The organism is Kribbella jiaozuonensis (assembly GCF_005233875.1).
Lineage (GTDB): Bacteria > Actinomycetota > Actinomycetes > Propionibacteriales > Kribbellaceae > Kribbella > Kribbella jiaozuonensis.
The window spans coordinates 582,574-594,190 of sequence record NZ_SZPZ01000001.1 but is presented as its reverse complement, the minus strand read 5'-3'; the positions used below and the strand labels follow the sequence as shown (position 1 = coordinate 594,190).

16 protein-coding genes are annotated in these 11,617 nt (G+C 67.5%); 7 read left to right on the top strand and 9 right to left on the bottom strand.

Translation table 11 applies throughout. From position 1 onward, the window contains the following. The first annotated feature begins 136 nt into the window (after positions 1–136). A complete protein-coding gene (locus tag FDA38_RS02895; protein ID WP_137252499.1) occupies positions 137–1,273 on the top strand; it encodes a molybdopterin-dependent oxidoreductase in 1,137 nt (378 codons plus the stop codon). Here FDA38_RS02895 and FDA38_RS02890 read toward each other — a convergent pair. Both FDA38_RS02890 and FDA38_RS02885 read right to left on the bottom strand, forming a co-directional pair. Continuing rightward, the gene (locus FDA38_RS02890) at positions 1,266–1,496 is read right to left on the bottom strand and encodes a hypothetical protein (protein ID WP_137252498.1); all 231 of its coding nucleotides are present in this window, start codon (positions 1,494–1,496) and stop codon (positions 1,266–1,268) included. The genes FDA38_RS02895 and FDA38_RS02890 overlap by 8 nt on opposite strands. Before the next feature lie 161 nt (positions 1,497–1,657). Then, a complete protein-coding gene (locus tag FDA38_RS02885; protein ID WP_137252497.1) occupies positions 1,658–2,482 on the bottom strand; it encodes a BKACE family enzyme in 825 nt (274 codons plus the stop codon). Positions 2,483–2,574: 92 nt separating this feature from the next. Here FDA38_RS02885 and dtd point away from each other — a divergent pair, with 92 nt between their 5' ends. After that, positions 2,575–3,000: a D-aminoacyl-tRNA deacylase gene (gene dtd / locus FDA38_RS02880; protein WP_137252496.1), complete on the top strand. Its 426-nt coding sequence runs from the start codon at positions 2,575–2,577 to the stop codon at positions 2,998–3,000. An 87-nt stretch (positions 3,001–3,087) separates the two neighbouring features. Here dtd and FDA38_RS02875 read toward each other — a convergent pair whose 3' ends face one another. The 6 genes from FDA38_RS02875 to FDA38_RS02850 form a co-directional block, all read right to left on the bottom strand. Then, complete coding sequence (locus FDA38_RS02875) at positions 3,088–4,314, bottom strand: choice-of-anchor P family protein (protein ID WP_137252495.1); 1,227 nt, start codon at positions 4,312–4,314, stop codon at positions 3,088–3,090. Between the two features lie 314 nt (positions 4,315–4,628). Continuing rightward, on the bottom strand, positions 4,629–4,925 hold the full coding sequence (locus FDA38_RS02870; protein ID WP_134105618.1) for a DUF1416 domain-containing protein: 297 nt from the start codon (positions 4,923–4,925) through the stop codon (positions 4,629–4,631). Between the two features lie 3 nt (positions 4,926–4,928). After that, positions 4,929–5,777: a sulfurtransferase gene (locus FDA38_RS02865; protein WP_137252494.1), complete on the bottom strand. Its 849-nt coding sequence runs from the start codon at positions 5,775–5,777 to the stop codon at positions 4,929–4,931. Positions 5,778–5,789: 12 nt separating this feature from the next. After that, positions 5,790–6,236: a DUF4395 domain-containing protein gene (locus tag FDA38_RS02860; RefSeq protein ID WP_137252493.1), complete on the bottom strand. Its 447-nt coding sequence runs from the start codon at positions 6,234–6,236 to the stop codon at positions 5,790–5,792. 273 nt (positions 6,237–6,509) lie between these two features. Continuing rightward, positions 6,510–7,421 (bottom strand): RDD family protein, encoded by a 912-nt coding sequence (locus FDA38_RS02855; RefSeq protein ID WP_170989563.1) that lies wholly within the window; start codon positions 7,419–7,421, stop codon positions 6,510–6,512. Positions 7,422–7,482: 61 nt separating this feature from the next. Next, on the bottom strand, positions 7,483–7,914 hold the full coding sequence (locus tag FDA38_RS02850; RefSeq protein ID WP_137252491.1) for a TlpA family protein disulfide reductase: 432 nt from the start codon (positions 7,912–7,914) through the stop codon (positions 7,483–7,485). A 93-nt stretch (positions 7,915–8,007) separates the two neighbouring features. Between FDA38_RS02850 and arfB the strand changes: the two genes are divergently transcribed. From arfB to FDA38_RS02830, 5 genes are read left to right on the top strand one after another with little or no spacing between them, the layout of a single operon-like run. Then, a complete protein-coding gene (gene arfB / locus FDA38_RS02845) occupies positions 8,008–8,433 on the top strand; it encodes an alternative ribosome rescue aminoacyl-tRNA hydrolase ArfB (RefSeq protein WP_130446285.1) in 426 nt (141 codons plus the stop codon). A gap of 26 nt (positions 8,434–8,459) precedes the next feature. Beyond that, positions 8,460–8,882 (top strand): hypothetical protein, encoded by a 423-nt coding sequence (locus FDA38_RS02840; RefSeq protein WP_233714491.1) that lies wholly within the window; start codon positions 8,460–8,462, stop codon positions 8,880–8,882. Further along, complete coding sequence (locus FDA38_RS42875; RefSeq protein ID WP_233714490.1) at positions 8,879–9,079, top strand: hypothetical protein; 201 nt, start codon at positions 8,879–8,881, stop codon at positions 9,077–9,079. Before FDA38_RS02840 ends, FDA38_RS42875 begins: the two co-directional genes overlap by 4 nt. Then, positions 9,076–9,642 carry a DUF4352 domain-containing protein gene (locus FDA38_RS02835; RefSeq protein ID WP_233714489.1) on the top strand — a complete coding sequence of 189 codons (567 nt, stop codon included), beginning with the start codon at positions 9,076–9,078 and terminating at the stop codon, positions 9,640–9,642. Before FDA38_RS42875 ends, FDA38_RS02835 begins: the two co-directional genes overlap by 4 nt. Continuing rightward, on the top strand, positions 9,639–10,244 hold the full coding sequence (locus FDA38_RS02830) for a hypothetical protein (RefSeq protein ID WP_137252489.1): 606 nt from the start codon (positions 9,639–9,641) through the stop codon (positions 10,242–10,244). The genes FDA38_RS02835 and FDA38_RS02830 overlap by 4 nt, the downstream gene beginning before the upstream one ends. On the opposite strand, the gene FDA38_RS02825 is transcribed toward FDA38_RS02830, so the two are convergent. After that, positions 10,207–11,571, bottom strand: coding sequence for a hypothetical protein (locus tag FDA38_RS02825; RefSeq protein WP_233714659.1), 1,365 nt, complete (start codon positions 11,569–11,571; stop codon positions 10,207–10,209). The two genes, FDA38_RS02830 and FDA38_RS02825, sit on opposite strands and share 38 nt — an antisense overlap. Between the last annotated feature and the right edge of the window lie 46 nt (positions 11,572–11,617).

Below are 11,617 nucleotides of genomic sequence, written 5' to 3'. Positions count from 1 at the left end.
TCACCATCCGAGGTACAGACGCAGACCTGTGGATAACTGTTCCCGCCGGATCTCGTTCGCGACCAGTAATACGCCGTTCGCGAGCAGTAACCGGAGTACGCCGTCAAGACGTCCCCGGCGGGGTTGTAGTGGAAACATGCCGACGGAGAAGTCGTTCCCATCGCCCCTGCACCACCCGAGGGTCGCGACGGTCATCGGCCGCTGGCTCGGCGTCGCGGTCGTGATCTGCTTCCTGACCGGGCTGTACAGCCACTTCCAGCAGGACACCCCGAGCTGGCTGCCGATCCCGAGCCGCCCGGCCACGCTGTACCGCGTGACGCAGGGCCTGCACGTACTGACCGGAACCGTCGCCGTCCCGTTGCTGCTGGCAAAGTTATGGACGGTCTACCCGAAGCTGTTCGCGAAGCTGCCGTGGCCACCGAGCCGCAAGGCCATCGAGACGATGCTCGAGCGGGCGTCGATCCTGGTCCTGGTGTCGGCGATGGCACTCGAACTCGTCACCGGGTTCCTCAACACCCTGCAGTGGTACCCGTGGCCCTTCCCGTTCCGCCAGACGCACTACGCCCTCGCCTGGATCATCGTCGGCGCGCTAATAGTCCACATCGCCGTCAAGCTCCCCCTGATCCGTGCCAACTGGCGTCGGATCGCCGAGATCGTTCCGAACTCCTTGCCCCCGGCAATCTCCGGCCTCACCCGCCGAGGCCTGTTCCGAACAGTCGCCGGCGCCGCCGCGCTCGTAGGCATCACCTCGGTCGGCCAGTCAGTACCCGCGCTCGGCCCGGTCGCCGTGCTCGCCCCACGCAAGCCGAACATCGGCCCACAAGGACTCCCGGTCAACCGTACGGCGGAAGCCGCCGGCGTGACCGGCATCGGGCCGGACTGGCGCTTCACCGTCACCGGACCGCGATCGCTGGAGCTCAGCCTCGACGAACTGCAGCAACTCCCGCAGAGCCGGTCGGCACTCCCGATCGCCTGCGTCGAGGGCTGGAGCCAAGGCGGACGCTGGGAGGGCGTCCGGATCCGCGACCTGCTCGAACTGTGCGGCGCTCCGGCGCACTCGCGCGTGCGGGTGGTGTCGATGGAGAAGGGCGGGTTCTACGCGACCAGTGAGCTGCCGGAGCAGTTCGCCGCAGATCCGCTCACGCTCCTGGCCCTCCGGCTCAACGGCAGCCAACTCGCACTCGACCACGGGTTCCCCGCCCGGATCATCGCACCCAACCGCCCCGGCGTACTCCAAACCAAGTGGGTCCATCGGCTGGAGGTCATCACATGAGAACCCGCATCGGGTTGGCAACAGTCGGCGTACCGATAGGCCTGTGGGGCGTCTGGAAGATGATCGACGCGCTGGACCTAAGGGCCCTGGTCAGGTTGCCGCTGTGGTTGGGCGGCGCGGTCGTCGCCGACGACTTCTTCCTGGTCCCACTGACAATCACCGCGGGCTGGATCGTCACCCGTTGGGCGAGCAGACCCGATGGCCACCGCACAGTGGGCGTCATCAGGACTACCTCACTGTACGTCGGCATCACCAGCCTGATCGCGATCCCGCTGCTCCTGCGCCAGGGCAAAGGAGCGAACCCGACGATCCTCCCCCGCGACTACCTCCGCGACTGGTTATTGCTGGAGGCAACGATCATCGCGGCCGGGATTGCCGGCTACTTCATCGCTTCACGTTCAGCAGGGAACGAGCTTCGTCCGGCGACATCGGCGGCCGTTGGGCGAGCGTGGCGAGCGCTGCTGCGCGTTCGACGAGCTCCGCGTTGTGAGTGACCGGCTGCCCCTTCGCCAGCGTGAGCGTGTCCTCCATACCGACGCGGAGGTTGCCGCCCTTCGACAGAGCGGCCAGTGCGACCGTCAGCGCCGTACGACCGATGCCCGTCGCAGACCATGACGTAACCGCGTCCGGCAACGCGTTGACGGCTGCGACGAGCGCGTCCGCCGTACCGGGCATGCCGCCGGGGACGCCCATGACCAAGTCGCAGTGCACGCGTCCGCCGTACGGGAGGCCGTACTTTCCGAGGAGCCGGTGCAGCGCGGCGACATGGCCGAGGTCGAACAGCTCGAACTCCGGCACGACCTCGCGCTCCTGGGTGAGCTGGTAGAGCTGGGTCACGAACGGCCACGGGTTCATGAACACGTCGTCGCCGAAGTTGACCGTCCCCATCGTCAGCGAACAGGAGTCCGGTACGGCGTCGAGCACGCGCAACCGATGATCATACGGATCGGTGACCGCACCGCCCGTGGACAGCTGCACGATCAGCGCCGTGTTCTCGCGTACTGCGGCAACGGTCTCTGTCAGCCGGCCCAGATCCAGCGTCGGCTTGTGCTCCCCGTCCCGGATGTGGATGTGGATCATCGCCGCCCCCGCGGCCTCGCACCGCTTCGCGGTCTCGACCAGCTCGTCGAGCGTGGTCGGCAACGCCGGGCAGTCCGCCTTCGCGGTCTCGGCACCGGTGGGAGCAACAGTGATCAGAGTCGACGCCATGGACGAATCCTGCCAGATCGGGATCGATAACGGATATTTGCCGGTCCATGGCTCCGATCGCCGGACGATCTCCGGCAGGAGAGGATGGCCTCATGAGAGCCGTAGTACAAAGAGTCAGCCGGGCGTCGGTCACCGTGGACGGCGAGGTGGTAGGAGCGATCGACGGCCCCGGGCTGGTCGTCCTCCTCGGAGTCACCCACGACGACACCGCCGAGAAGGCGGCCGCGCTCGCCGCCAAGATCTGGACCCTCCGCATCCTCCGCGACGAACGCTCCGCCGCCGACGAGCAGGCCCCGATCCTCGCGATCAGCCAATTCACGCTGTACGCCGACACCCGCAAGGGCCGCCGCCCGTCGTGGAGCGCCGCCGCCCCGGGCCCGGTCTCGGAACCGCTCTACAACGACTTCTGCGCCGCCCTCGAGAACCTGGGCGCCAAGGTGGAACGAGGCCGTTTCGGCGCCGACATGCAGGTCGACCTCACCAACGACGGCCCGGTCACCTTGATCCTGGACGCCTAAAACGAACCGGCCCCCGGATCCTTGCGGGATCCGGGGGCCGGTGTGTTCTGGGTCGGTGAGGTTCGACTCAGATGGCGTGTGCCGAGATCAGCTGACGACGCCCGCGGCCGAGTGGCCGACGATGACCTTGGTGTTCAGGCTGTACACGTCGATCACCAGCGCGTCCACCGAGATGTAGCGCTTCTGACGCAGGACCTGGTTGAAGGTCAGACGAGCAACACCCGGAATGTTCAGGGTCTTGTTCTCGCCCGTCGGTACGGCGTAGGTCTTGCCGCCGACCTTGATCGAGGCGATCGTCGAGGACGAGCTGACGCCGCCCTTGCCGTCCTTGGTCTTCCACGCCGAGGCGGAGGACTCGATGGCGCCGATGGACAGGCTGCCCACCTTCACGCCCGCGACGTGCGAGGTGAAGTTGATGTAGGACTTGTTGGTGCCGATGGCGCCGTTCTTGGTGGTGTAGACACCGCCGACGTAGGCGACCTTCGGGATGTTGACCTCGCCGACCGAAACCCGGACCGTCTTGCCCTCAGTGCCCTGGCAGGTGGTCTGAAGGGACGTCGGGCTGGAGACGACCAGCTTGTCGACGTTGGCCTGGGTGCCGTAGGCCGAACCGATCACCAGTGCGGTCGCCGGCTTCGAGATCTCCGCGCGGGTCTTCAGCACCGCGACGTCGACGCCCTGCGGGATGTACTGGTTCTTCACCGTCGCGTGCAGCACGACCGCCTGCGCGTACGAGTAGATGCCGGACGCGGTCTTCACGCCGCCGACCCGGTTCAGCACGATGTAACCGAGACCCGGAACCGCGATCTTGGTGTTCCACTTCGGCTTGAGCAGCGACGGCACCGAGATCGCGCCGATCCGCACGCCCGCGAAGGTCGTGTCACCGGTGTACGACAGCTGGCCCTTCGAGTACTTGGCCGTCGTCGTGGTCTTCACGCCGGTCAGCGTGACCAGGTTGCCGACGCGGATGTCGGCAGCCGTCGCGGTGCTGGTGACGCCCGTCCCGCTCTTGTTGTTGAACGCGTGCGTGTCGGTCTTCACCGAGCGTGCGATCGCCTGGTTGTTCACATTCGCCGTGGCGATGTCGTTCTTGTCAGCCTTGGTGGCGTCAGTGGTGCAACCAAACTTGCTGATGACCTGCGGACCGCTGTTCGCCAGGCCGGATTCGACGTCGGTGCCGTACGAGTAACCGCTGTATCCGAAAACCGGCGAGGCGGACGCCGAACCCGAGGTCAGCGCGATCGTAGAAGCCACGCCGACAACCGCCGCAACTCCGACGGCAGCGAGCTTCTTGTATCCGATGCGGGGTCGCATTGACCCCTCCTCCCTGAGTGATGACGTGACCCGAAGTGCGGGTCAGGACACAGACACAACTCAGCCGATTGCGGTAGGTGACGAGCCGACCCCGCTCCGAGACCAAACCGTTACATTGCCGCTCGGTCCACGAGATTTCCGGTCGTTGCCCGTAACCCCAATGCGATGACTCCCGGAATCCCTGCCGGGTAAGCGATTCTGGCGATCTCCGGGCATGGCGAAGGGCCCGGACGCGCAAGGTCCGGGCCCTTCGTGCTTACTTCAGGGTGGGCCACCGATGGGTGGTGGTGGCACCTTGTGTAACGACCGACTGCTCAGACGGTGACGGCCACTTCCGCGACCTCGCCGTACTGCGCGACCACCTGGCGGTCGACCGGGTCGGCCTTCGGGGCCAGCGTCCGCAGCGTCCAGCTGCCCGGCGCCGCGAAGAACCGGAAGTGCCCGGTGGCCGACGTCGGCACCTCGGCGGTGAACTCACCGGTGGAGTCCAGCAGCCGCACGTACGCGCCGCCGACCGGCTCCTCGCCACGCAGTACCTGGCCCTGGATCACGGCTTCCTTGTCGACGTCGACACCCTTGAGGTCGAGGCCGCCCTTCGTTGCTCCGCACATGTGTCAGGCCTTTCCGGGTTCGTCGCCGAGGGCAACGGGTACGCCGACCAGCGAGCCCCACTCGGTCCACGAACCGTCGTAGTTCTTGACGTTCTGCTGGCCGAGGATCTCGTGCAGCACGAACCAGCTGTGGGCCGAGCGCTCGCCGATCCGGCAGTACGCGATGGTGTCCTTGCCGAAGTCCACGCCCGCGTCGGCGTACAGCTGCTTCAGCTCGTCGTCGGCGCGGAACGTGCCGTCGTCGTTGGCCGCCTTGCTCCACGGGATGTTCGCCGCGGTCGGGATGTGGCCCGCGCGCTGCGCCTGCTCCTGCGGGAGGTGGGCCGGGGCGAGCAGCCGGCCGGCGTACTCGTCGGGGCTCCGCACGTCCACCAGGTTCTTCACGCCGATGGCCTCGTTGACCTCGTCGCGGAACGCGCGGATGTCCAGGTTCGGCGCCTTCGCGGCGTACTCGGTCGCGTCACGCTTGACGACCTCGTCGGTCAGCTCGCGGCTGTCCAGCTCCCAGCGCTTGCGGCCGCCGTCGAGCAGGCGGACGTCACCGTGGCCGTAGAGCTTGAAGTACCAGTACGCGTACGCCGCGAACCAGTTGTTGTTGCCGCCGTACAGCACGACCGTGTCGTCGTTCTTCACGCCGCGCTCGGACAGCAGCGCGCTGAACTGCTCCTGGTTGACGAAGTCGCGACGGACCGCGTCCTGCAGGTCGTCCTTCCAGTCCAGCTTGATCGCGCCGGCGATGTGGCCGGCGTCGTACGCCGAGACGTCTTCGTCGACCTCGATCAGGACGACACCGGCGTCGTTCTTGTGCTCCTCGACCCAGTCGGCCGAGACGAGCGCGGATTCCCTGCTCATGTGTGCTGCCTCTCAGTTGGTAGCGGTGGTTGGCGTACGAATGCGGTGGATCAGCAGATAGGCCTCGCAGCCGAGGCAGAGCCCGACGGCCGCGTTCACGAACGCGGCGACCAGGGCGAATCCGGTGGCGACCACGCCCAGCACGGTGACGCCGGTCAGGTACCCGATCAGACCGGCGACCGCGAAGACGAGGCCGACCAGCTGGGCGAACCGCGGCGGGGCCGCGTCCTCCAGTTCCTTCGGCGGACCGATCCGGGGCCGGATCAGCCGCTTGAACAGTTGCCCGTACGGCGAGGCCTGCACGCCGAACGCGACCGAGATCGCGAACACCACGGCCTGCACGGCCAGCGGCCACGGGTTGTTCAGTACGAGCGTCAACGCCAGGACGACCGTGGTCACCCCGGCCGCGAACCGCAGTCCGCGAGGATCAACCTTCTGTGCCGCCGATGATTCGGACATGACGACTCCTGCGAGGAGGAGGGCTGTCGAGCCGGACCCGCCCGGGTGTGCGGGGAGGCGACGTACGCGGAACCGTGCTCAGCGACCGGTTCCGCAGCGCTCGGGACGCCGCCTGGTCAGCGGCATCGACACAGCGATGAGCGCACGCGGCAGTTGTCCACTGCCCTGCGCTTCGTCAGCCATGTCGTGTAAACCACGGATCGAGCGTACGGAACCCGGCCGGGCCTGCCAGCTGTGGTCCCATTACTTGAGACAACTGATCACATGGTGGTATCAGGTGCGGACCACGTTGGTCGCCGCTACCTTGTCGTGCAGCGCCTGCTTCTTGTCGTCCCAGAGCGGCCAGAGGTAGTTGATCAGCGCGATGAAGCCGGCCAGCGTGCCGATCAGCGGGATCAGGCCGAGCACGCTGAGCGCCATCTCGAAGCCGTACCGCTTGGCGACGGCCGCGCCGGGCGGGTTGCCGGGGGTGTCGCGCAGCCGGACCGCGATCCCGAGGGCCATCTTGCCCGGGGTGGCACCCTTCTTGGTCAGGAACAGGTACTCGTAGACGAACGACACCACGAGACCGATCAGGACCGCCGGGATCATCCACTTGTAGACCTCTGGCGGCAGCGCGGTCGTGGTCGTCGGGGTGCCGGCCTCGGCCTGGTCCATCGTGGTCTTGAAGTAGTCCCAGAGGACCTGCGAGTACTGGTAGTAGAAGTAGCCGGTCAGCGGCAGTCCGATGATGCCGACGATGATCGAGTCGATGATGCGGGCGAAGACGCGGCGCCACCAGCCGGAGAGCAGCTGGCCGTCCGGAGTGGTGTGCGGCCGCTTGCCGGGATAGCCGTAGCCCTGCTGCTGCGGGTGAGGTCCTTGCGGGCCGTATTGCCCGTACTGCGGCTGCTGGCCGTACTGCGGCTGCTGGGGCTGTTGCGGTCCGGCGTACTGCCCGTACTGCGGCTGTTGGGGCTGCTGCGGCGGGGCGTACTGGCCGTACTGCGGTTGGGCCGGGCGGGTCGGTCCGCTCGGCGCTTCGCCGCCGCCGAACACCTGCCCGTGCTGCGCGGCGCCGTACTGACCTTGGTACGGCGGTGGGCCCTGCGGCGCGCGGCGCTGATCCGTCCAGGTGTTGCCGTCCCAGTACCGCTGCTGGGTCGGGTCCGCGGGGTCGTCGTACCAACCGGCTGGAGAGCTCACCTGGAGAGTCTTGCTTACGCGCAGGTGCATGCGCCATTCGGTGGCACGTACCGGACGGTGGTCAGCTCGCCTGGCGGTCGATCGCGGTCGCCAGCGCGGCGATCACGTCGGGCTTGCGGGGTGCTCCGCTGGCGCGCTTCACCACGGCTCCGGTGCTGTCCAGCACCAGCGTGGTCGGCGTACGCAGGATGTCGAGCCGGCGTACGAGCTCGAGGTGGGACTCCGCGTCCAGCTCGACGTGCCGTACTCCGTCGACCATGCCCTCGACCTCGGCCAGCGTCCGCCGGGTCGCCCGGCACGGCGCACAGAACGCCGACGAGAACTGCAACAGCGTCGCCCGCTCCCCCAGGTCCTCCCCGAGCTCCGCGGCAGTCACCCGCTCCACGTCGTCCTCGCTCTTCCCACGAAACCGCCCGTCAACCCAAGCCTTCAGCGCACTCAGCACCACGCCGGCAGCCACAGCCCCGACGAGCACCCACACACCAAGACTCACAGTTACCCACGGTACGACCCCTCATCCACCTTTCAACCACCCATCCACCCCTTGAGAACGGCGTTCAGCTCGGGATTCTGTCTTAATTGGCGTGTGGAGATTGGGTTGGTGGTGCGGGCCGGGGTGGTGATTCCTGAGGGCGAGTTGGCGTGGCGGTTCTCGCGGTCGGGTGGGCCGGGTGGGCAGTCGGTGAACACGACGGACAGCCGGGTCGAGTTGAGCTTCGACGTGGCGGGGACGTCGGCGTTGAGCGACGTACTGAAGGCGCGGGCGCTCGAGCGGCTGCAGTCGCGGCTGGTGGACGGGGTCGTGACGATCGCGGCCTCGGAGTACAAGTCGCAGTGGCGCAACCGGGAGGCGGCCCGGGAGCGGCTGGTCGCGCTGATGCGGGAGGCGATCGCGCCGCCGCCCCGGAAGCGGCGGCCCACCAAACCTTCGAAGGCGTCGGTGCGCCGACGCTTGGACGACAAGAAGCGGCGCGGCCAGACCAAGCGCCTGCGCGGTCGCCCGGACGACTAGGACCTTTGGCTCGTTAGGCTTCCCGCGTGCAGGAAACGGGGAGCGGGGGATCTGAACAAGAGGAGCTCCCGGAGTTCCAGGATCTGAAGGTGCGTGGCCGCACGCTCCGCACCTGGTCGATCAGTGCGGCCGCCGTCCTGCTGGTGATCTCCGCGGCGTTCGGCGGTCTGAAGAAGGCCGGCGCGGAGACGCCGCACGTGGACGCGGGCACCGCGATCGATGCAGGTCAGTTCGAGGTCACCATCCAGCGCGTCGTCACCGTGAAGGACCTGAAGCCACTGTTCACCCCGGACGACGGCGGCGCTCTGATCGCGGTCGTGACCAAGCTGAAGGTCACCGACGACACCGGCACCACGCCACCGTCCGACCTGATCCGGCTGATCGGCGTATCAGGGGTGAAGGACACGACCCGCCGCTCGGCACCACCAACATCCGCGACGAGACCATGAACCCGGTCCTCACCCCAGACGCCGGCGAGGACGTCGCGTACGTCTGGAAGTTGCCTAAGGCCACGGAACTCCCGACCCAGGTCAACCTGACCGTGCAGGGCTACGAGCACGAGGACGAGTCGATCCTCGACCACCACGAGAAATGGCTGCCGGACAAGGTCGTTGCCGACAGCACGGTCAAGGTGACCAAGAAGTGAGTGGGCGGAAGCTGCTCAACGTCGGCCTCACGCTCGCCGTACTGGTCGCGATCGTCGGCCTCTACCGCCTCACGCCAACGCAGAAGGACATCCAGGACCCAACCCCGGTGAAGGGCATCGTCGGCCGCACGGTGAAGACGCCGCGGTTCGACCTGACCGTCAACGACGTACGCGTCGGCAAGAAGCTCCGCATCCCGCACTCGACGCCGGACCGGGACTCGCTGACCGACTTCGTCGTGGTCGACGCAACCATCACCGCTACCCGCGAACCGATCCACGTCTCCAACGTCCGGATCAAGTCGTCCGACGGCGTCACGTACCTCGGCGCGAACCGCAACGGTCTGAACGAGGTCGACCTGACCGGCAGCGAACTCTCGCCGGACATCCCGGTCCGCGGCTCGTTCGTGGTCGAGATGCCGGCCGACAAGGTGCCGGGGGCAACGTTGTTGGTGATGGAGAAGGCGATCCTGAACGACCTCGAGCCTCAGGTCAGCGTCCCGCTCGGCCCCGAGACGGTGAAGGTCCAGGACGTCGTGGCGCTGACCCCTGCGAGCGACACATGACCGGCGCGCGCCGGGCCCGCCGCGGCTGGTTCCGCGCGAACACCGCGGCGCTCGCCACGCTGGTGCTGGCGATCCCGCTCGCCGGCTGGTGGACCACCCGGAGCGATTACAAGTCCTGGTACGACGCTGAGCCCCGCGATCCGGTCGTCGTGTCGGCCGGCGGCACGCCGTACAACGGCGCGATCTGGTACGGCGCCAGCGTCGAGCAGGACCCTCAGCCGGTGCGGACCGGTGCGGGTGGCGCCCTACCGGACGGGACAACCCGGATCCGGGTGTACTACCGCATCCAGGTGGACAAGCTGTCCGCGCTCGACGGGCTCGGCGGCTGCCAGCTGCACCTGCGCGCACCGGACGGTCGTATCTGGGACGACACGGTGGTCGCGGACGACTACCAGGACCGTCCGACCGGCTGCACCGGCGGGTACGACGACAAGCCGGAGAGCTGGCGCGGGCAGTTGGCGCAGTACTACGTGAAGCCTGTGGCGGGGAAGCCGTTCGAGACGGTCGCCGTGTTCGTCGTACCGACCTCTGTCGCTGCGAGCGTGCAGCCGACGATCACCTTTGCTACGAAGCTCCCTCAGTACCTGGCATTCCCGAGGTAGCCGCACTCAGGTCGGTGACGCCATGGTCACCGGCCGGCTGCTCGTGGACCGCGCGGGTCCGCGGCGTGAGGTAACCGGCCAATCCGCCGATCATCCGGTCGTACGCCGCGGCCAGCAGGCTGACTTGCAGCGAGATCTTCAGACCGTCGGTGATGAGGTTCAGCGGCTCGTCGATGACCAGCCAGAACTGCAGGCTGTGCGGGCCGAGCACCCAGAGCTTCAGCGCGATCCACACCGCGCTGGCCGCGAACGTGACGACCGCCCAGGCCAGGAAGTACCCCAGCATCGGCCGCAGCCCCGAGCGGACGACCAGCCGAAACGCATTGGCGACCGGGACCCAGCGGTCCTTCCAGTCGGACACCACGGAGTTCCCGGCGATGCGGACAATCCGCGGCGTCTGCTGCCAGCGGTGCGTGATCCGGTCGAACCGCCACCGCGGCGCGTCGAGCTTCTGTACGACGCGGCCGTAGATGACCGCGGTCATAGTGATCCACATCAGCGGCAGTACGGCGGCGTTCCACAGGTCACCGATGCCGGCAGCGATGAAGCCGGTGACTGCGTCCCACACCTCGCGGACCTGATCGACGCCGAGCACGTGGTCGAGCACCCAGCTGTAGCCGTCGTGCAGCCATTGCCAGACCACGCGTTCCTTCAGCCAGGTCATCGGCGGCGGGATGACCGACGTGGCCTGGTAGACCACCACGAAGATCCACAGCGCCTCGAGGTACGTGACGAACAGCTTGCGGACCGGCCCTTCCTTCTCCTTCTTCCACTTCTTGAACACGAAGCGGAGCAGGTACGCCGTGACGCCGAGGCCGATGAACAACCAGGTGGACAGCGACTGCAGGCCCTCCGACGGCTGCGGCACCGTACCGCCGTTCAGAACGGTCGCAGCGGTCTCGTTGACCTTGTGGACGGCCAGTTGGTACTCGTAGTCGAGCGCCTCGTTCTGCAGGAACTTGTACGCCGCGTAGAACGCCAGGAACGGCAGCAGCGCCGCAGCGAGCGCGTCGAGCGGCCTGTGCTCGTTGCCGGGCTCCATGCCGTCCGGTGCAAGGGTGCCTTCGGCAACTGCCCGCCGGTGGAAGGGCAGCTCACCACGCAGTACCAGGAACATGCCGACGTACATCGCGAGCGACACCACAACAAGCAGAGCGAGTACTGCGATGCCGGCAGCCTCTGCCTTGGCCCCTGCCTGCACTGCGACCCACTGCAGACCTCGGTGCGCCAGCTGCGCCACCAGAAACACCGCGAACAGGCGCGGCCAGGCCTTGCCGAACAGGACCCCCGCCCGCCCCACCGTAGTGAGTAGCGTCCCCGACTCCATCGCCACGGCGACGAATCTACCCTTCGGGAAGCTCTCCCCGGTCCGG

Excerpts from the sequence above, each read along its gene's own strand:
- FDA38_RS02895 (WP_137252499.1), top strand. The coding sequence starts at position 137 with ATGCCGACGGAGAAGTCGTTCCCATCGCCCCTGCACCACCCGAGGGTC.
- FDA38_RS02890 (WP_137252498.1), bottom strand. The coding sequence starts at position 1,496 with ATGACGCCCACTGTGCGGTGGCCATCGGGTCTGCTCGCCCAACGGGTG.
- FDA38_RS02885 (WP_137252497.1), bottom strand. The coding sequence starts at position 2,482 with ATGGCGTCGACTCTGATCACTGTTGCTCCCACCGGTGCCGAGACCGCG.
- dtd (WP_137252496.1), top strand. The coding sequence starts at position 2,575 with ATGAGAGCCGTAGTACAAAGAGTCAGCCGGGCGTCGGTCACCGTGGAC.
- FDA38_RS02875 (WP_137252495.1), bottom strand. The coding sequence starts at position 4,314 with ATGCGACCCCGCATCGGATACAAGAAGCTCGCTGCCGTCGGAGTTGCG.
- FDA38_RS02870 (WP_134105618.1), bottom strand. The coding sequence starts at position 4,925 with ATGTGCGGAGCAACGAAGGGCGGCCTCGACCTCAAGGGTGTCGACGTC.
- FDA38_RS02865 (WP_137252494.1), bottom strand. The coding sequence starts at position 5,777 with ATGAGCAGGGAATCCGCGCTCGTCTCGGCCGACTGGGTCGAGGAGCAC.
- FDA38_RS02860 (WP_137252493.1), bottom strand. The coding sequence starts at position 6,236 with ATGTCCGAATCATCGGCGGCACAGAAGGTTGATCCTCGCGGACTGCGG.
- FDA38_RS42875 (WP_233714490.1), top strand. The coding sequence starts at position 8,879 with ATGAACCCGGTCCTCACCCCAGACGCCGGCGAGGACGTCGCGTACGTC.
- FDA38_RS02830 (WP_137252489.1), top strand. The coding sequence starts at position 9,639 with ATGACCGGCGCGCGCCGGGCCCGCCGCGGCTGGTTCCGCGCGAACACC.
- FDA38_RS02825 (WP_233714659.1), bottom strand. The coding sequence starts at position 11,571 with ATGGAGTCGGGGACGCTACTCACTACGGTGGGGCGGGCGGGGGTCCTG.